16 protein-coding genes are annotated in these 18,562 nt (G+C 62.3%); 2 read left to right on the forward strand and 14 right to left on the reverse strand.

The window, feature by feature from the left end; translation table 11 throughout:
• Positions 1-4: 4 nt before the first annotated feature.
• Positions 5-598 carry an aminodeoxychorismate/anthranilate synthase component II gene (locus C4J93_RS24250; RefSeq protein ID WP_124364632.1) on the reverse strand — a complete coding sequence of 198 codons (594 nt, stop codon included), beginning with the start codon at positions 596-598 and terminating at the stop codon, positions 5-7.
• Positions 599-1,023: 425 nt separating this feature from the next.
• On the opposite strand from C4J93_RS24250, the gene estP reads away from it, so the two are divergent.
• Positions 1,024-2,946: an esterase EstP gene (gene estP, locus C4J93_RS24255; protein ID WP_124430616.1), complete on the forward strand. Its 1,923-nt coding sequence runs from the start codon at positions 1,024-1,026 to the stop codon at positions 2,944-2,946.
• A gap of 130 nt (positions 2,947-3,076) precedes the next feature.
• On the opposite strand, the gene trpE is transcribed toward estP, so the two are convergent.
• The 10 genes from trpE to C4J93_RS24305 form a co-directional block, all read right to left on the reverse strand.
• Entirely contained in the window at positions 3,077-4,558 is a 1,482-nt protein-coding gene (gene trpE / locus C4J93_RS24260) for an anthranilate synthase component I (protein ID WP_124430617.1), read from the reverse strand.
• A gap of 68 nt (positions 4,559-4,626) precedes the next feature.
• Complete coding sequence (locus tag C4J93_RS24265) at positions 4,627-5,445, reverse strand: phosphoglycolate phosphatase (protein ID WP_124430618.1); 819 nt, start codon at positions 5,443-5,445, stop codon at positions 4,627-4,629.
• A complete protein-coding gene (gene rpe / locus C4J93_RS24270) occupies positions 5,442-6,116 on the reverse strand; it encodes a ribulose-phosphate 3-epimerase (RefSeq protein ID WP_124430619.1) in 675 nt (224 codons plus the stop codon). Before rpe ends, C4J93_RS24265 begins: the two co-directional genes overlap by 4 nt.
• A gap of 83 nt (positions 6,117-6,199) precedes the next feature.
• The gene (locus C4J93_RS24275) at positions 6,200-7,348 is read right to left on the reverse strand and encodes an iron-containing alcohol dehydrogenase (protein WP_124368546.1); all 1,149 of its coding nucleotides are present in this window, start codon (positions 7,346-7,348) and stop codon (positions 6,200-6,202) included.
• Positions 7,349-7,563: 215 nt separating this feature from the next.
• Complete coding sequence (locus C4J93_RS24280; RefSeq protein ID WP_124430620.1) at positions 7,564-8,388, reverse strand: ABC transporter permease; 825 nt, start codon at positions 8,386-8,388, stop codon at positions 7,564-7,566.
• 12 nt (positions 8,389-8,400) lie between these two features.
• Positions 8,401-9,627 (reverse strand): ABC transporter permease, encoded by a 1,227-nt coding sequence (locus C4J93_RS24285; RefSeq protein WP_124368547.1) that lies wholly within the window; start codon positions 9,625-9,627, stop codon positions 8,401-8,403.
• A 141-nt stretch (positions 9,628-9,768) separates the two neighbouring features.
• A complete protein-coding gene (locus C4J93_RS24290; protein ID WP_124368548.1) occupies positions 9,769-10,809 on the reverse strand; it encodes an ABC transporter substrate-binding protein in 1,041 nt (346 codons plus the stop codon).
• A 43-nt stretch (positions 10,810-10,852) separates the two neighbouring features.
• On the reverse strand, positions 10,853-11,965 hold the full coding sequence (locus C4J93_RS24295; protein WP_124408326.1) for an ABC transporter ATP-binding protein: 1,113 nt from the start codon (positions 11,963-11,965) through the stop codon (positions 10,853-10,855).
• Between the two features lie 204 nt (positions 11,966-12,169).
• Entirely contained in the window at positions 12,170-12,799 is a 630-nt protein-coding gene (locus C4J93_RS24300; protein ID WP_124430621.1) for a response regulator transcription factor, read from the reverse strand.
• A gap of 18 nt (positions 12,800-12,817) precedes the next feature.
• On the reverse strand, positions 12,818-14,812 hold the full coding sequence (locus C4J93_RS24305; RefSeq protein WP_124430622.1) for a histidine kinase: 1,995 nt from the start codon (positions 14,810-14,812) through the stop codon (positions 12,818-12,820).
• A gap of 77 nt (positions 14,813-14,889) precedes the next feature.
• Here C4J93_RS24305 and C4J93_RS24310 point away from each other — a divergent pair, with 77 nt between their 5' ends.
• Positions 14,890-15,864, forward strand: a complete 975-nt coding sequence (locus C4J93_RS24310; RefSeq protein WP_124430623.1) for an alpha/beta hydrolase family protein — start codon at positions 14,890-14,892, stop codon at positions 15,862-15,864.
• Between the two features lie 144 nt (positions 15,865-16,008).
• Here C4J93_RS24310 and C4J93_RS24315 read toward each other — a convergent pair whose 3' ends face one another.
• The 3 genes from C4J93_RS24315 to C4J93_RS24325 are packed head-to-tail and all read right to left on the reverse strand — an operon-like array spanning position 16,009 to position 18,474.
• Positions 16,009-16,776: a TerB family tellurite resistance protein gene (locus C4J93_RS24315; RefSeq protein ID WP_124430624.1), complete on the reverse strand. Its 768-nt coding sequence runs from the start codon at positions 16,774-16,776 to the stop codon at positions 16,009-16,011.
• Between the two features lies 1 nt (position 16,777).
• Complete coding sequence (gene murU / locus C4J93_RS24320; RefSeq protein WP_124364645.1) at positions 16,778-17,452, reverse strand: N-acetylmuramate alpha-1-phosphate uridylyltransferase MurU; 675 nt, start codon at positions 17,450-17,452, stop codon at positions 16,778-16,780.
• Positions 17,449-18,474, reverse strand: coding sequence for an aminoglycoside phosphotransferase family protein (locus C4J93_RS24325; RefSeq protein ID WP_124430625.1), 1,026 nt, complete (start codon positions 18,472-18,474; stop codon positions 17,449-17,451). The genes murU and C4J93_RS24325 overlap by 4 nt, the downstream gene beginning before the upstream one ends.
• Between the last annotated feature and the right edge of the window lie 88 nt (positions 18,475-18,562).

Here is an 18,562-nt window from a genome sequence, read left to right on the forward strand (position 1 = left end):
GTCCTTAGCGCGTGCCGCCGCTCTGCTTGAGAAAATTGGCGAACAGCTCGTAGCCCTGCTCGGTCAGGATCGATTCAGGGTGAAACTGCACCCCTTCGATATTCAGTGTCTTGTGGCGCAGGCCCATGATCTCGTCGACCGAGCCGTCCTCCAGCTGGGTCCAGGCCGTCAGCTCCAGGCACTCGGGCAGGGTGTCGCGCTTGACAACCAACGAGTGATAACGGGTCACGGTCACGGGCAGGTTCAAGCCGTGGAACACGCCCAGATCCTTGTGGAATACCGGGCTGGTCTTGCCGTGCATCACCTGGCGCGCGCGCACCACGTCGCCGCCAAACGCCTGGCCAATGGACTGATGGCCCAGGCACACGCCAAGAATTGGCAGCTTGCCGGCAAAATACTGAATGGCTTCCAGGGAGATGCCCGCTTCGTTCGGTGTGCACGGGCCGGGCGAAACCACGATGCGTTCCGGATTCAGTGCGGCGATCTCGGCGACGGTCAGTTCGTCGTTGCGCACGACCTTGACCTCGGCACCAAGCTCGCCCAGGTACTGCACAACGTTGTAGGTAAAGGAATCGTAGTTATCAATCATCAGCAACATGTGGGTTCAAACCTCTTGAATTCACTGATTTCAAATGACCGCCTTCCAAGCGTGTGGCCCGCTGCCAGACGCACGTTCCGGTTGCCGGGGTGAACGGCAAGGGGCGTCAGACAAAAGGTAAAAGAAGGCAAATCGGTGCAGATCCGGCCAGGCCGGCAGGGAAAAATGTCAGGCGCGCCAACGCCAACGGGCGTGTGCCTTGACTACTCGCATCAAGAGTTTGCTGATGATCAACACGGGGAGGGTCTCATTCATACGTTCAGGCACAGTAACGTAGCCTCGCCAGCGGTGCAATATGGAGCAGCAAATACGGGCTTATGCTCGTTGGGATGCGCGTAGGAAAATTCGGTTTTGCGCTATAGAAAACGCTCAATACTTTGCTAGTGTTTCGATTCCGACATAAAAACAACTCAATGGAATTTTCCATGCCCAGAGCTCCGTTCTTCGCGCCCCTGGCTGCCGGCCTGCTTTCCCTGGCTTGCGCGCAGGCCTATGCGGCACCGTCACCCTACTCAACCATGGTGGTGTTCGGCGACAGCCTGGCTGATGCCGGTCAGTTCCCCGACGGCAGCGCCGGATCGACGTTGCGCTTTACCAACCGCACCGGGCCGACGTTCCAAGGGGATTACGGCCTCGTTTCTTCGACCTTGCTCGGCGCAAAACTGGGTGTGGCACCAAACGACCTGAACGCCTCCACCTCACCGGTGCGCGCGGCCCAGGGCTTGCCGGACGGCAACAACTGGGCGGTCGGCGGCTACCGTACCGACAATATCCTCGACTCCATTACCTCGGTCTCCAACGCTGCGATCCCACCCGGCAATGCCGGGGGCGGCACGGTGCTGCGCAGTCGACAGGGTTACCTGCCGGCCAACGGCGGGCTGGCCGATCCAAATGCGCTGTACTTTCTGTCCGGTGGCGGCAATGACTTTCTCCAAGGTCGCGTACTCAGCCCCGCCCAGGCGGTCGCCGCTGGCGGGCGCCTGGCGGATAGCGCCCAGGCCCTGCAACAAGCCGGCGCGCGTTACATCATGGTATGGATGCTGCCCGACCTCGGACTGACGCCGGCCATCAACGGCACCCCGCAGCAGGCAGCGACGTCGGCCCTGAGCACTATTTTCAACCAGTCCCTGGTACAGCGCCTGTCGCAGATCGATGCACAGGTCATCCCGCTGAACATTCCGTTGTTGTTGAACGAAGCCTTCGCCGATCCGGCCCGCTTCGGCCTCGCCACCGGGCAAAACTTGACCGGTACCTGTTTCAGTGGAAACAGCTGCACCGCCAACCCGGTCTACGGCATCGGCGGCACCAATCCGGACCCGACCAAGCTGATCTACAACGACTCGGTCCATCCTACCGTCGCCGGGCAACAGCTGATCGCCGACTACGCCTATTCCCTGCTCGCGGCGCCCTGGGAGCTGACCTTGCTGCCGGAAATGGCCCAAGGCACATTGCGCGCCCATCAAGATGAGTTGCGCAATCAATGGCAGGCAGACACCGGCCAATGGCAAGCCGTGGGCCAATGGCGCGCGATCGTGGCGGGCGGTGGCCAGCGTCTGGATTTCGATGACCAGAGCAGCTCGGCCAGCGGCGATGGCAGTGGCTATAACCTCAACATCGGTGGCAGCTACCGACTCAACGAGGCCTGGCGCGTGGGCGTAGCCGCAGGCCTGTACCGCCAGACACTGGAAGCTGGCGCCAGCGATTCGGACTACAAGCTCAACAGCTACATGGGCACGGCGTTCGCCCAGTATCAGCAGAATCACTGGTGGGCCGACGCCGCCTTGACCGGCGGCAAGCTGGACTTCGACAGCCTCAAGCGCAAGTTCGCCCTGGGCGTCAGCGAGGGGTCGGAAAAGGGTGACACCGATGGCTGGCTGTGGGCCCTGAGCGGTCGCGTGGGGTATGACATCGCCGCGCCGGGCAGTGACTGGCACCTGTCGCCCTTTATCAGCGCCGATTACGCGCGGGTCGAAGTGAATGGCTACTCGGAAAAAGACAGTCGCTCCACCGCCCTGACCTTCGATGACCAGCAGCGCGACTCCAAGCGCCTGGGTGTCGGGCTGCAGGGCAGCTACCGCATTACCCCGCACACCCAGGTGTTTGGCGAAGTGGCCCACGAGCATGAGTTCGAAAATGACACCCAGAAGGTGAATATTTCGCTCAACAGCGTGCAGGGGATCGACTTCAAGCTGGACGGGTATACACCACGCAGCAATTCGGATCGCTTGAGCCTGGGGGTCAGCCACAAGCTGACGCAGGACCTGGCGTTACGGGCGGCGTATAACGTGAGGAAGGATGACAGTTTGACTCAGCAAGGGGTCAGTGTCGGGGTGAGTCTGGATTTCTAACAGCAGGACAATGAAGGCTTAATGTGGGAGGGGGCTTGCCCCCGATAGCGGCCTGTCAGTCCATGATGTGCTGGCTGACACACTGCTATCGGGGGCAAGCCCCCTCCCACATTTTGATCTACATCTGACTTCAGCTTTGCGGCGTTTGCTCAGCCAACGCCACCGCACGGAACATCGCCCGGCGCTTGTTCAGGGTTTCTTCCCATTCAAGGGCCGGCACCGAGTCAGCCACGATGCCGCCACCGGCCTGCACATGCAGTTCGCCGTCCTTGATCACCGCCGTACGGATCGCAATCGCCGTGTCCATGTTGCCGTTCCAGGCGAAATACCCCACGGCGCCGCCGTAGACGCCACGCTTGACCGGCTCCAGTTCGTCGATGATTTCCATGGCGCGAATCTTTGGCGCGCCCGACAAGGTACCGGCCGGCAGAATCGCGCGCAGTGCGTCCATCGCGGTCAGGCCGGCCTTCAGCTCACCGGTGACGTTGGACACGATATGCATCACATTGGAATACCGCTCGATGACCATCTTCTCGGTCAACTTCACCGAGCCGATTTCCGAGACACGCCCGGTGTCATTACGCCCCAGATCGATCAGCATCAGGTGCTCGGCGATTTCCTTGTCGTCGCTCAACAGATCTTCTTCCAGCGCCAGATCCGCTTCTTCGGTGGCGCCACGCGGGCGCGTACCGGCGATCGGGCGCACGGTGATCAGGTTGTCTTCGACGCGCACCAGCACTTCCGGCGAGCTGCCCACCACGTGGAAGTCACCGAAATTGAAGAAATACATATACGGCGTCGGGTTGAAGCAACGCAGCGCTCGATACAGGTCGATCGGCGCGGCCTTGAAGTCGATGGACATCCGTTGCGAGGGCACCACCTGCATGCAGTCACCGGCGAGGATGTATTCCTTGATGGTATCGACTGCCCGCTCGTAGTCCGCCTGGGTAAAGCTGGAGCGAAATACCGGGTCGGCGGCGGGTGGACGACTGAGGTCCAGGCCACGGCGCGGGGTGATCGGCTGGCGCAGTTTTTCCAGCAGCGCTTCGAGGCTGGCCTGGCCTTGCTCGAAGGCATCCGCTTGAGCAGGGTCGGCCAGCACAATCGCGTGCATCTTGCCGGCGAGGTTGTCGAACACCACCACCGCGTCGGAGACCATCAGCAAGATGTCCGGCACGCCCAGCGGGTCCGGGTTCGGGCATTTACCCAAACGCTGCTCCACATAGCGCACGCAGTCATAACCGAAATACCCCACCAGACCGCCGTTGAAACGCGGCAGGCCAGGAATGGTCGGCACGTTGTAGCGCGCCTTGAAGGCTTCGACGAAGGCCAGCGGGTCTTCTACGTCATGGCTTTCGATCTCGAGGCCATCATGGGTGATGCTCACATGATGGTCATGCACCCGCAGTACCGTGCGGCACGGCAGGCCGATGATCGAATAACGGCCCCATTTCTCACCGCCCTGTACCGATTCCAGCAGATAAGAGTTCGGCTCGTCGGCCAGTTTCAGGTAGATCGACAGCGGCGTGTCGAAGTCGGCCAGGGTTTCACAGGCCATGGGGATACGGTTATAGCCGGCAGCGGCCAAACGCAGGAATTCTTCGCGGATCATCAGGTGCCTCGTGGTGTGAGGGTCAATCGGTCAGGTAGGCAAACGGGCCGCAGCGCGGCGGGGATCAGTCAGGCGCGCCAACGCCAGCGGGCCAGGGCCTTGATGACTTTCATCCAGAGTTTGCGAGTGACCACCACGATGGCATTTCCAGTAGGGGACGGGTCGATGTCGGGCAACGTTATCTCAGCGCCCGCGCCCAAGCAACCGGGGATTAACAGGCGCAGGTCATCGATGACCAGCGCTGGCGATTCTTCCGCAATCGGCCGGCCATGGTTGTAGCCGTAACTCAGGGCCACGCACTGCACCCCCGCCGCTTTTGCCGCCAAGACATCACTGCGCGAGTCGCCGACGAACAACGATTGGGACGCCGGAATATTCGCCATTTTCATCACGAAAAACAGTGCCGCCGGGTCAGGCTTTTTCTGCGGCAGGGTATCGCCGCCGATGATCCAGCGAAAATATCGGCCGATCTTCATCTGGTCCAACAGCGGTGCGACGAAGCGCTCCGGCTTGTTGGTGATCAGGGCCATTTCCACGCCCTGCTTGCTCAACCACTTGAGGGTGTCACGCACGCCGGGATACACCACCGTCCGCTCGTGGCTGCTTTCATAGGCGGCGTTGAACAATTGCAGGGCCTGTTCGGCTTCCATCTCGTCCACACCGGTGGCGTCGATATGGCCTGCCAGCGCCCGTCGCACCAGCATCGGCGCGCCGTTGCCGACCCATTCACGCACCGCCTCGATCCCCACAGGCTTGCGCCCCAGCTTGAGCAGCATCTGGTCCACCGCCGCCGCAAGGTCAGGCACCGAGTCGATCAAGGTACCGTCCAGATCGAACATCACCAGCCGTGGCAATTTGCCGGGGAACAGCTGCTCAAAGCCGCTCATGGGCGCGCCAGCGCCAGTTCGGCATGCATCTGGGCGATCACTTCCTGGTAATCCGGCGCATTGAAGATCGCCGAGCCGGCCACAAAGGTGTCGGCGCCCGCCGCCGCGATTTCACGGATATTGTTCACATTGACCCCGCCGTCGATCTCCAGGCGGATGTCCCGGCCCGACGCATCGATCAGCGCCCGCGCCTCGCGCAGCTTGTTCAGGGTGCCGGGGATGAACTTCTGCCCGCCAAAGCCTGGGTTGACGCTCATCAGCAGGACCATGTCGACCTTGTCCATCACGTACTCCAGCACACTCAGCGGCGTGGCCGGGTTGAACACCAGGCCCGCCTTGCAGCCGCCTTCGCGGATCAACTGCAGGGTGCGGTCGACGTGCAGCGTGGCTTCCGGGTGGAAGGTGATGTAGGTCGCGCCGGCGTCGATGAAGTCGCCGACGATGCGGTCCACCGGGCTGACCATCAGGTGCGCGTCGATCGGCGCGGTAATCCCGTATTTGCGCAGCGCAGCGCACACCATCGGGCCGATGGTCAGGTTGGGCACGTAGTGGTTGTCCATGACGTCGAAGTGCACGAAGTCGGCACCCGCGGCCAGTACCTTGTCCACTTCTTCGCCCAGGCGGGCGAAGTCGGCGGAGAGAATCGATGGAGCAATGACGAAGGGCTGCATGACGCACCTTTTTGAGCTAAATCACGATGGCGCGCATTGTATACCTCATGCTTTGCCGTGCGCACCGTGACCTAACTCAACGGCTAGTACGCAGCCCGGTAGATTTTCTCGATATCGGCGGCACTGAGCTGGCGCGGATTGTTGCGCATCAGGCGTTCAATACCCGCCGCTTCAGTGGCCATCGCCGGGATCGCCTCCTCCGGCACGCCGAAACTGCGCAGGCCCGACGGGATCTCGACGGCGGCGCACAGTCGCGTCATCGCCTCGACGGCCTGGTCGGCGGCATCATTCACGCTCAACCCGCTGACATTTACCCCCATGGCCTGGGCGATGTCGCGCATCCGCTCGACACAGGCCAGCTTGTTCCAGTGCATCACATAGGGCAGCAACAGCGCGTTGCTCACGCCGTGGGCGATGTTGAACCGGCCGCCCAACGGATACGCCAGCGCATGCACCGCGCCCACGCCCGCGTTGCCAAAGGCCATGCCGGCCATCAGGCTGGCGGTGGCCATATCGTCACGGGCCTGCAGGTTGGCCGGGTTGGCATAAACCTTGGGCAAGGCGCCAGCAATCAGCTTGATCGCGCCGATCGCCAGGGCATCGGTGATCGGCGAGGCGTTCAGCGACAGGTAGGATTCAATGGCATGCACCAGCGCGTCGACGCCACTGGCGGCAGTGACGCTGCGTGGGCAGGTCAGGGTCATTTGCGGGCTGATCAGCGCGACATCCGGCAGCAGGTAGTCGCTGACGATGCCTTTTTTCAGCTGGGCGACCTTGTCGGAAAGAATCGCCACATTGGTCACCTCGGAGCCGGTGCCGGCGGTAGTGGGAATCGCGATCAGCGGCGGGCCCTTGCGCGGCACCTGGTCGACGCCGAACAAATCCGCCAGGGCGCCGTGGTAACCGGCGTATGCGGCCACGCTCTTGGCGATGTCGATGGCACTGCCGCCGCCGACGCCGATCAACCCGTCGTGCCCGCCGTCGCGGTAGGCCTGCATGCAATCTTCGACAATGGCGATTTCCGGGTCGGGCAGCACGCGGTCGAAAATTTCATAAGTCCGCCCGCCCAGATGTTCGAGTGCCAGCGCGACGGTGCCGGACTTGACCAGCGCGGCATCGGTGACGATCAGCGGGTTATCCACATCCAGGCGCGTCAACTCGGCGCCGAGTTGCTCAATGGCGCCAGCGCCGGTCAGCAGTTTGTGGGCGATCTTGAATGAGGAAGTACTCATGTGCGCGGCCTCTTGTCGGTGATGGGCTGGCACAAGAATAGCTGGGGATTTTGGGTTGCCTAGCATTCACCGACTGAATGGTAATTTCCTGAATGAACGCAAACTAATGTGGGAGGGGGCTTGCCCCCGATAGCGGTGTATCAGTATCAGAGTTGCTGACTGTCACACTGCCATCGGGGGCAAGCCCCCTCCCACATTTTAATCTGTACCGGGCTTTAGACCTGGGCGGTGCGCAGCTTCTCGCTACGGCCGCGCAGCCATTCCAGGGTCAGCAACAGCACCACCGAGAACCCGATCAGCAGGGCCGCCGCTGCGGCAATGGTGGGGCTGAGGTTTTCACGGATGCCGCTGAACATCTGCCTGGGCAATGTGGCTTGCTCCGGCCCGGCGAGGAACAGCGTCACCACCACCTCATCGAACGACGTGGCGAAGGCGAACAACGCCCCGGAAATCACCCCCGGCGCGATCAGCGGCAAGGTCACCCGGCGAAACGCAGTCAACGGTGACGCGCCCAGGCTGGCCGCCGCCCGCACCAGATTGTGGTTGAACCCCTGCAAGGTCGCCGACACGGTGATGATGACAAACGGCACGCCCAGTACCGCATGCACCACGATCAGCGAGAAAAAGCTGTTGCCCAGGCCCAGCGGGGCGAAGAACAGGTAACTGGCCACGCCAATGATCACCACCGGCACCACCATCGGCGAAATCACCAGGGCCATCACCAAGGCTTTGCCAGGGAAATTGCCACGGGTCAGACCAATCGCCGCCAGCGTGCCGAACACCATCGCCAGCACCGTGGCTGCCGGGGCGACGATGATGCTGTTTTTCAGGGCACGCATCCATTCGGCCGACGCGAAGAAGTCCTGATACCACTGCAGCGAAAAGCCCTGCAACGGGTACACCAGGAAACTGCCGCTGTTGAACGACAGCGGGATGATCACCAGCACCGGCAGGATCAGGAACAGCAGGATCAGGCCACACAGAATCCGCAGGCTGTAGAACCACAGCCGCTCCACCGGTGACATATAAGGGCTCAGCATCGCAAGGTCTCCTCAGCTCAGGCGCAGGCGACTGGCGCCCACCAGCCGGTTGTAGATCAGGTACAGCAACACCGTCGCCAGCAGCAGCAAGCCGCCCAACGCGGTGGCCATGCCCCAGTTGATGCTGGTGTTGGTGTAGAAGGCCACGAAGTAGCTGACCATCTGGTCGTTCGGGCTGCCCAGCAAGGCCGGGGTGATGTAGTAACCAATCGCCAGGATGAACACCAACAGGCAACCGGCGCCGACGCCGGCGTAGGTTTGCGGGAAGTACACGCGCCAGAAGCTGGCGAACGGGTGGCAGCCCAGGGAAATCGCCGCACGCATGTACGTCGGCGAGATACCTTTCATCACGCTGTAGATCGGCAGAATCATGAACGGCAGCAGGATATGCACCATGGAGATGTACACGCCGGTACGGTTGAACACCAATTCCAGGGGCGCATCAATCAGGCCCAGGCCCATCAGGGCGCTGTTGATCAGGCCGCCGGATTGCAGCAACACGATCCACGCCGCCACCCGCACCAGGATCGAGGTCCAGAATGGCAGCAGTACCAGGATCATCAGCAGGTTGCTTTTGCGCGCCGGCAGGTTGGCCAACAGGTAAGCCAGGGGATAGGCCAGCAGCAGGCAGATGACCGTGATCACCAGGCCCATCCAGAACGTTCGGGCGAAGATATCCAGGTAGATGGCCTGGTCGGGGGTGGCCGGAGCGATTTCGCCCAAGTCGTCAATACGGTGATCGACGGCCGCCAGCAGGTAGTAAGGCGTCAGGCTGCTGGTATTGCGCCGGATCGCCTGCCAGTACGCCGGGTCGCCCCAACGTTCGTCGAGGGTTTCCAGCGCGGCTTTATAAGAGGCCGGCGCGTCGGTAAACGGCAGCGCCCGCGCGGTTTTGGTCAGCAGGCTGCGATAGCCGGCCAGTTCCATGTTCAAGCGTTTGGACAGATCGCCAAGGGTCTGGTTTTTGCGCGCTTGAGCCAGGTCTTCACTGAGCGCCTGGTACACCGGCTCGCCGGGCAAGCCACGGCCATCCCAAGCCGTCACCGCCACCACCGTACGCGGCAAGCCGCCCACCACTTCCGGGTTGCCGACGCTCTTGTAGAGCAGCGCAACAATGGGCACCAGGAACACCAGCAGCAAAAACAGCACCAATGGCGCAATCAAGGCCTGGGCTTTCCAGCGATTGAGCCGCTCGGCACGGGCCAGGCGCTGCTTGAGGGTGGGAATGGCGAGGGCCATGGCTGAACTCCGGATCTTGAAGATAAATGCAGATCCCTTGTGGGAGGGGGCTTGCTCCCGATGGCGGCAGATCAGCTATAGATTGGCTGACTGACACTCCGCTATCGGGAGCAAGCCCCCTCCCACAAGAGTTAGGCGGTGTTATTTAGCTGCCCAGGAATTGAAGCGCTGCTCGAGCTGCTCGCCGTTATCGGCCCAGAAACTCACGTCGATCTGCACCTGGTTGGCGATGTTTTCCGGGGTGGTCGGCATGTCCTTCAGCACGTCCTTGGCCAGCAACGGGACGGCCTGGGTGTTGGCCGGGCCGTAGGCGATATTTTCGGAGTAGGTCTTCTGCTGCTGCGGCTGCACCGAGAAGGCGATGAATTTCTTCGCCGCTTCGGCGCGGTCCTTGGCCAGACCCTTTGGAATGGCCCAGGCATCGAAGTCATAGATGCCGCCGTTCCACACCACTTTCAGGTTGCTTTCTTTCTGCACGGCGGCGATGCGGCCGTTATAGGCCGAGCTCATCACCACGTCGCCCGAAGCGAGGTACTGCGGCGGTTGCGCACCGGCCTCCCACCATTGGATCGAGGCTTTGAGTTCGTCGAGTTTCTTGAACGCACGGTCCTGGCCGTCTTTGCCGGCCAGCACTTTGTAGACGTCCTTAGGCGCGACGCCGTCGGCCATCAAGGCGAATTCCAGGGTGTACTTGGCGCCTTTGCGCAGGCCACGCTTGCCCGGGAATTTCTTGGTGTCCCAGAAATCCGCCCAGCCGGCGGGTGCGGACGCCAGTTTGTCGGCGTTATAGGCCAGCACCGTCGACCATACGAAGAAGCCTACGCCGCAGGGCTGGATCGCGCCTTTGACGTAGTCTGCCGTGTTGCCGAACAGTTTCGGGTCCAGGGGCTCGAACATGTCTTCGTCGCACCCACGGGAAAGCTCAGGCGACTCCACTTCCACCAGGTCCCAGGACACGCTCTTGGTGTCGACCATGGCTTTGACCTTGGCCATCTCACCGTTGTATTCACCGGCGATGATCTTGCCGTTGCCCGCGCTTTCCCACGGTGCATAGAAGGCCTTGACCTGGGCCGCCTTGTTGGCGCCGCCAAACGATACGACGGTCAGGTCCGGGCCTGCCATGGCCTGTGTCGCGCCCATCAGGCCGATAGCCAGGACGGAAAACTTAAGGGATCTCAACATTGTTGTGCTCTCCACGTGCAGGGTTGGTGAAGCCAGGGGGCGATCAGTTCGCCTCTAGAAGTGGGTCGAGTGCGCGAACGTGCTCGACTTGCCAGCCAATCGGTACTACGTCGCCGACCGCCAGGGCCGGGTCCAGCTCGGCGATCGGTTGTTTCACGAAAAAATCGGTCTTGCCGCAGACTTCCAGGCGCAAACGCACGTGGTCGCCCAGGTAGATGAACTCCGCCACCCGCCCGGAAAAACGGTTGATGCAATTGTCACTCGCCCCATTGAGGCTGACGCGCTCCGGGCGCACCGACAGGGTCACCGGGCCGCCGATCTGGCCGACGTTCACCGCCAGCGCCTCCACCTTCTCGCCGCGCGCCAGTTCCACCACGCAGCGCTCGCCGGTGTGGCTGTACAGACGGCCATTGAGGCGGTTGTTTTCGCCGATGAAGTTGGCCACAAAGGTGTTTTTCGGTTCTTCGTAGAGGGTGCGCGGCGCGGCGATCTGCTGGATTTCGCCCTGGTGGAACACCGCCACGCGGTCGGACATGGTCAAGGCTTCGCCCTGGTCGTGGGTCACATACACCACGGTGACGCCGAGGCGCTGGTGCAGGTGCTTGATTTCCATCTGCATGTGTTCGCGCAGTTGCTTGTCGAGGGCGCCGAGGGGTTCGTCCATCAGCACCAGTTGCGGCTCGAACACCAATGCGCGGGCCAGAGCCACCCGCTGTTGCTGGCCCCCGGACAGTTGCGCCGGGTAGCGCTGGGCAAAGGCGTCGAGCTGCACCATGCTCAGCACGCGCTTGACCCGCTCGCTGATGTCGGTCTTGCTCAAGCCACGTACGGACAGGGGAAATGCCAGGTTCTCGGCCACGGTCATGTGCGGGAACAAGGCGTAGTTCTGGAACACCATGCCGATATCGCGCTTGTGCGGCGGCACGTTATTGATCGAGCGGCCAGCCAGCTGGATTTCGCCAGCGGTGGGCGTTTCAAAACCGGCCAGCATCATCAGGCTGGTGGTCTTGCCCGAACCGGACGGCCCGAGCAAGGTGAGGAACTCGCCCTTGCGAATCTCCAGGTTGAGGTCTTTGACGATCAGGTTTTCGCCATCGTAGCTTTTCTGCACGCCACGAAAGCTGACCAGCACATCATTTGAATCCACCTCGCTCATACCCGCACCTTTGTGTTTTGGACTGCTTTGACACAAGCGTAGTCGAGGCGCGAGGCCCCGGAAATCGGGGGCCAGGAGAGAATCGCATCAGCCGGATGGAAGGTTCGGGGTAGGGATCGCCCTACACACATGGCGGGCATGGGACAGTGCAGCGACAAGCCTTCGCTGGGCGGCGCTTGCGCGGTGTCGTTAATGGATACGCCGCTACAGCAGCTTGTGTTCCATGGCGTATTTCACCAGCTCGGCCAGGGAGGTGATATGGAGCTTTTGCATCAAGCGCGCCTTGTGGGTGCTGATGGTTTTGCTGCTCAGGGCCAGTTGCACGGCGATGTCGTTCACGTTGGCGCCCTGGGCCAGGCGTTCGAACACCGAGAACTCGCGCTCCGACAGCAACGAGTGCAAGGGGCGTGAGTCCGTCAGGCCGACTTCGAAAACCATGCGGTCGGCCAGGTCCGGGTCGATATAACGCCCGCCCGCCGCGACCTTGCGAATCGCCATCAGCAACAGCGCCGGGTCGCTGTCCTTGGTGGCATAACCGGCCGCGCCAACCTTGAGAGCACGGGCGGCCATTTGCGCTTCATCGTGCATGGACAGCACCAGGATGGCCGGCGGGTTATTCAGCGCACGAATGCGCGCGATGGCTTCCAGGCCATTCATGCCGGGCATGGAGATATCCAGCAACACCACTTCGCAGGGCACATGTCGCAAAGTCTCCAGCAACTGCTCGCCATTGCTCGCTTCACCCACAACCAGCAGGTCTTTGGCCAGGCCGATCAATTGCTTGATGCCTTCACGAACAATGGTGTGGTCTTCGGCTACCAGTACGCGGATCACGGGAATTTCCTTTTAGTGTCATGCATTCAACGGCACCGTGACGCTCAGGGTGGTGCCCTCCCCCAGCTCACTGACCAGGGACAACTGCCCGCCCATGATCAGCACCCGCTCACGCATGCCGACCAGGCCGAACGATACCGGCCGCCCTTGGGCCTGCACGAAGCCGATACCGTCATCGCTGATGGTCAGCCGCAGGTCCGGGCCGTCCACCTCCAGCGTGAGTTCTACAGTATGCGCCTGGGCATGGCGCATCACATTGGTCAGGGCCTCCTGCAGAATGCGAAACAGGCCGATGGCCTTGGCATCGCTCAGCACCGGCACGTTTTCCGGGACTTTGACCAGGCAGGGAATCTGCGTGCGCGCTTCGAAACGTCGCGCCTGCCATTCGATGGCCGAAGCAATGCCGGCGTCGAGAATCGGCGGGCGCAGCGCGGTTGCCACATCCCGCACCAGTTGAAAGAGCTGGGCGATTAGGCGCTTCATACTGTTCAAGCGCTCGTTGAGGCCCGGATCGAGCTGTGCATAGGCCAATTCGCACATCGAAGTTTCCAGCTTGAGCACGGTGAGCATTTGCCCGAGTTCGTCGTGAACCTCGCGGGCGATACGCGCCTTTTCTTCTTCGCGCACCGTTTCCAGGTGGGCTGACAATTCGCGCAACTGCGCCTCGCTTTGCAGCAAGGCGGCCACGTAACGGCGGCGCTCGGTGACGTCCGTCAGGTACACCACCAGGTACTCGCCATCGGCAAAGCGCAGAAAGCTCAGGGACACATCGGCGGGCAGGATGCTGCCGTCGGCACGCAGGCAATCGGTGGCGAAGGTCTGGGCGCCGTCCTCGCTGGCACGCGCGCGCTTCCACAGGTTGAGCCAGCGGTCCATGCTCAAGGCCGGGTCAAGATCGATCAGCGGCCGTTCGATCAACGCGCCAGGGCCATAGCCGAGCATGCTTTCGGCGGCGCGGTTGGCATACCGCACATGGCTGTCCCAATTGACCCACAGGATGCCGACCGTACTTTGATCGATGGAAAACTGCGTCAGCCGCAAGGCTTCGGCACCGGCGGCACGTGCTGCGCTTTCGTCCCGCGCCGCCAGCAGCGCGTGCTCCAGGCTGCGCTGCTGGCGGCGCTGCCAGAGCACTGCCGCGAGGCTGGCGAGCAGCAACAGGCCCAGCAATACGCTGAGGTTTTTCCACAAGCCCATTGATTCGGAAAAACGCGGGTACTGGGGTTGCAGCCAGCGGTTGTGCAACTGGTCGAGGTCGCGGGCGGGTATCGCCCGCAAGGCACTTTGCATGATGCCCGCCAGTTCCGGCCATTCATGCCGCGTGGCCACCCGCAGCAACTGCGGCAGGCCGATATCGCCGACCACCGCCAGCCCGGCAAACTCCGCCTCGCCGGCCAACCGGCTCAGTTGCGCCTCATCCACCACCGCATAGCGCGCCTGCTGGCTCACCAGTAACTGCAGGGCCTGGCGTTCCATGGGCACGCCTTGCAGGTTGAGGTTGGGATACGTACTGCGCAGGTAGTCGGCCACCGCGCTGGGCATGCGCACGGCGATGCGCGTGTGTGCGTCGAGTTTTTCCAACTCCACCGCGCCGCCGCCGTCGCGAATGCCGACGATATGCTGAGGCACACGCATATAAGGGTCGCTGAACAACCACAGGCGCAGGCCGGCCGGGGTTTGCTGCAGGCCGGGAGCGATATCCACCTCGCCGTCACGCACGGCAGCTTCCAACTGCTCCAGATCAGGAAAGTTACGCCAGGTCAGCTCGATGCCCAGCGCCTTGGCCAGCCACTGCATCAACTCGACATTGGCCCCAGACAAGCGCTGCAAGCGTCGGTCGTATTGTGCGTAAGGCGCCTGCAGTACCAAGCCCACGCGCAATTGCGGGTGCAGCGCCAGCCATTCGCGCTGCTGCGCATTCAGTTGCGCCTGGGGTGTAGCGGGTGCCGGCGCGGCGTTCGCCATCAAGGCAACCCACAGACAGCCGATAACCAGCAGGAAGCGAAAACCCATGATCCACGTCTCACATCACTGACAAATACTGATCAACCCATTAGGCTGCTGGAATCATTTCTGGCCGGGATTTAACGATGCCACCTCGAAACCGTTCGGCACTGCCAGCATTGTGCCTGTCGCTGCTATTTACCAGCGCCTTTTCTGTCCAGGCCGCCGACGCGCCAGCGCCCGCCGCCGAAACACCCATCGAGCGCCAGCCCTTGGCCGAGCGCAGCCAGGCAGAAGCCAGCGCGCTCGAACGCCAGGTCGCGCAACAGGAACAACAACAATTGCAGGCCGGCAGCGATACGTTCCTGGCCTTGTGGAAGCCTGCCAACAGCGCCGACCCCCAAGGCGTGGTGATTATCGTGCCAGGCGCCGGCGAAAATGCGGATTGGCCGCAAGCAATCGGCCCGCTGCGCAGTAAATTGCCGAACGCTGCCTGGGGCACCCTCAGCCTGTCATTGCCGGACGTCAATCTGGACACCCTGCCGCCACGCGTCATCGAACCGCCCAAAGCGGCGGTCGACACCAGCAGCAAAGACGGCAGCACGGTCGCCAAGCCCGTCGAACAGGCCGCCAGCGCGGAAGCCGAAGGCACTGATCCGGCGGTGGTACCGGGCGCGGATGAACAGGACAAGACCGATGCCAAACGCATCTTCGACCGGATCGACGCCGCCGTCGCGTTCGCCCAGACCCAGGGCGCCCGCAGTGTGGTATTGCTCGGTCATGGCACCGGCGCATGGTGGGCTGCGCGTTATCTGAGCGAGAAACAACCTGCCCAGGTGCAGAAGCTGGTGATGGTGGCCGGAAAGACACCCGCCGCGCGTCAACCGGACCTGCAGCAATTGGCGCCAGCGTTGAAACTGCCTACGGCGGATGTGTTCTATCAAGACGGCGCCCAGGACGGCAAAAACGCATTGGCACGAATCCAGGCGGCCAAACGCGGCAAAAATGACGGCTACAAGCAGGTGCAACTCAAGGCCTTGCCCGGCAACGACGCCGCCGAGCAAGAACAGTTGTACCGGCGCGTTCGCGGCTGGTTGAGCCCGCAGGCCGACAAAGGCTGAACACAGATTTAGCGAATGTCACCAAACCAATGTGGGAGGGGGCTTGCCCCCGATGGCGGCGTGCCAGTTAGCACATTTTTAACTGACAGACCGCTATCGGGGGCAAGCCCCCTCCCACATTTGACCGCAGTCAGGGCAATCGCCTCAGCGAAAGTCCCGCCGCTCGCGAATCAACGCATAGGCGTTATGCAGCTCACGGGTTCGCTCGGTCGCCTCGCGCACCTGCGCGGGGCTGGCGCCACTGCCGGCGATCTTGTCCGGGTGGTGGCGGCTGAGCAGGCGGCGATAGGCCCGCTTGATCACCGAAGGCTCGGCGGTGGCCGTCACCCCCAGAAGCCGCAACGCGTCCTGATAAGCCCCGCTACGATTGACCAATGGCTTGCGCGCCGGCGTGTAATCGGACGCCAAGGCCCGGACCTGTTGCGGCGTCCAGCCCAGCCATTTGCCCCACAGCTCGATCAGGTCGCGCTCGGCATCATCCGCCCGGCCGTCCGCCCAGGCCATGCGCCAGCAGGCACGTAAAACGCCCTCGGCGGCATGGGGTTGTGCCTTGAGCACGCGCAGATAGCTGCGTACTCGATCGCTGCCGGATTTGCCACGATTAAACGCCAGGATGGCTCGGCGCTGGGCCGACTCGGTCATCTCCAGTGCGCGCATTTCCTGGCGCGCCTGCTGGATATGCCCGTCCACGATCCGGCCGTTACTTTTGGCCAGGCGCCCCAGCAGCACGAACAACAACTCGTCGTTGCGCAACGCGGGGCGCCCGCCAAGACGTTCGCGCAACTGCGCCCAGCTGTGCAACTGCAGGCGCCGGTCCAGCGCCTGTCCCAGCAATGCACCCAACAAAGCCCCCGGAATACTGGCAATCGCAAAGCCAGCCCCGGCGCCGATCAGCGTCCCTGGCCACAACATCCTACGGCCTCGCTGTCAGCAAGGTTTCGACCTGCGCCAGACGCTCAAGCGTTCCGACATCAACCCAGCGTCCCTTCATGTGTTCACCCGTTACCAGACCTTTGTCCATCGCCGCCCGCAACAGCGGCGCCAGCTTGAAGGCACCCGCACTGCAGCCCGCGAACAACTGGGGGTCGAGCACGGAAATGCCACTGAAGGTCAGGTTATCGGCACCGGGCGCCGCATCATGAAGCAACCCGTCGTTCAAGTAGAAGTCGCCACCGGAGGGGTGATGCGCCGGGTTGTCGACCATCACCAGGTGAGCCAGGCCCTGGAGCGGTCGCTTCAACTGGCTGAAGTCGTAGTCGGTCCAGATATCACCGTTGACCACCAGAAACGGCGCATCCCCCAGCAACGGCAACGCCTTGAAAATCCCGCCGCCGGTTTCCAGCGGCTCGCCTTCGGCTGAATAGCGGATGCGCACGCCGAACTGGGCACCGTCGCCCAGGTAGCTTTCGATCTGTTCGCCGAGCCAGGCATGGTTGATCACGATCTCGGTGAAGCCGGCCTTGGCCAGCGCTTCAAGGTGATACTCGATCAGCCGCTTGCCGCCCGCCTGCACCAGCGGCTTGGGCGTATGCAGCGTCAGCGGGCGCATGCGCTCACCCTTGCCGGCCGCCAGGATCATCGCTTTCATACGCAGGCCTCGGCCGGTTGGCGCAGGCTGGCGAGCAGCTCGCCCAGGTCACTCAACTCCGGTCGGTCGGCGAGCACCGCTTCTATATAAGCAAAGAAGCGCGGCACATCCGCCAGGTAGCGTGGCTTGCCATCACGGTGGCAAATCCGCGAGAAGATACCGATGACCTTGAGGTGACGCTGCACGCCCATCAGGTCACTGGCGCGCAGGAATTCTTCAAACTCGGCCTGCACGGGGATCCCCAACTGCCCGGCGCGCTCCCAATAGCCACGCTGCCACTCCCGCACGCGAGCCTGGGGCCAACTGAGGAAGGCGTCCTTGAACAGGCAGGTAATGTCGTAGGTCACCGGGCCGTAGACCGCGTCCTGGAAATCCAGCACGCCGGGGCTGGGCTCGCTGATCATCAGGTTGCGCGGCATATAGTCGCGGTGCACCAGCACTTTGGGCTGCGCCAGGGCGCTGTCGATCAGCCGTTCGCTGGCGCGCTGCCAGAGGGATTGCTGCTGGGTATCCAGCTCGATACCCAAGTGCCGGCGTATGTACCATTCAGGAAACAATTCGAGCTCGCGGCGCAGCAACGCCACGTCATAGCTGGGCAACGGCGCGTCCATGGGCAACTGCTGGAACGCCAGCAACGCGTCGATGGCGTCGGCAAACAATTGATCGGCGTTTTGTTCGTCAATCACATCCAGGTAGGTGTTTCGGCCCAGGTCATTGAGCAAAAGAAAGCCACGCGGCAAATCTTCCGCATAAATTTTTGGCACATTAATCCCCGATTTCGCGAGCAAATGCGCGATATCGACGAAAGGTTTGCAGTTTTCCTGGGGCGGTGGCGCATCCATCACGACGAATGTATGCGCCCCACCCTCCCAGCGGAAGTAACGCCTGAAACTCGCGTCGCTGCTGGCCGCAGTCAATGTGGCCGGGGGTACGGCGCCCCAGTCCTGGGCGTTGAAGAGGATCGGCAACTGCTCATCCAGCCAGACTTCCAGCTGTTGTAAACGTAGATCGTGCTCGGGCATTACAAGGGTCTCCGACGGCGCTAGCCGTCAAGCGGGGCATGCTTTATTATCACGCATCTTTTTCAGACCATCGAGAGGCGTGCGGCCC

Origin of the sequence: Pseudomonas sp. R2-37-08W (assembly GCF_003851705.1) — a bacterium.
Classification (GTDB): Bacteria; Pseudomonadota; Gammaproteobacteria; order Pseudomonadales; family Pseudomonadaceae; genus Aquipseudomonas.

Bases quoted from the DNA above. Each gene is read 5' to 3' on its own strand.
- C4J93_RS24280 (WP_124430620.1), bottom strand. From the start codon at position 8,388: ATGCTGAGCCCTTATATGTCACCGGTGGAGCGGCTGTGGTTCTACAGC.
- C4J93_RS24295 (WP_124408326.1), bottom strand. From the start codon at position 11,965: ATGAGCGAGGTGGATTCAAATGATGTGCTGGTCAGCTTTCGTGGCGTG.
- C4J93_RS24265 (WP_124430618.1), bottom strand. From the start codon at position 5,445: ATGAGCGGCTTTGAGCAGCTGTTCCCCGGCAAATTGCCACGGCTGGTG.
- C4J93_RS24325 (WP_124430625.1), bottom strand. From the start codon at position 18,474: ATGCCCGAGCACGATCTACGTTTACAACAGCTGGAAGTCTGGCTGGAT.
- murU (WP_124364645.1), bottom strand. From the start codon at position 17,452: ATGAAAGCGATGATCCTGGCGGCCGGCAAGGGTGAGCGCATGCGCCCG.
- C4J93_RS24310 (WP_124430623.1), top strand. From the start codon at position 14,890: ATGCCACCTCGAAACCGTTCGGCACTGCCAGCATTGTGCCTGTCGCTG.
- estP (WP_124430616.1), top strand. From the start codon at position 1,024: ATGCCCAGAGCTCCGTTCTTCGCGCCCCTGGCTGCCGGCCTGCTTTCC.
- C4J93_RS24315 (WP_124430624.1), bottom strand. From the start codon at position 16,776: ATGTTGTGGCCAGGGACGCTGATCGGCGCCGGGGCTGGCTTTGCGATT.
- rpe (WP_124430619.1), bottom strand. From the start codon at position 6,116: ATGCAGCCCTTCGTCATTGCTCCATCGATTCTCTCCGCCGACTTCGCC.
- C4J93_RS24250 (WP_124364632.1), bottom strand. From the start codon at position 598: ATGTTGCTGATGATTGATAACTACGATTCCTTTACCTACAACGTTGTG.
- C4J93_RS24305 (WP_124430622.1), bottom strand. From the start codon at position 14,812: ATGGGTTTTCGCTTCCTGCTGGTTATCGGCTGTCTGTGGGTTGCCTTG.
- C4J93_RS24275 (WP_124368546.1), bottom strand. From the start codon at position 7,348: ATGAGTACTTCCTCATTCAAGATCGCCCACAAACTGCTGACCGGCGCT.
- trpE (WP_124430617.1), bottom strand. From the start codon at position 4,558: ATGATCCGCGAAGAATTCCTGCGTTTGGCCGCTGCCGGCTATAACCGT.
- C4J93_RS24290 (WP_124368548.1), bottom strand. From the start codon at position 10,809: ATGTTGAGATCCCTTAAGTTTTCCGTCCTGGCTATCGGCCTGATGGGC.
- C4J93_RS24285 (WP_124368547.1), bottom strand. From the start codon at position 9,627: ATGGCCCTCGCCATTCCCACCCTCAAGCAGCGCCTGGCCCGTGCCGAG.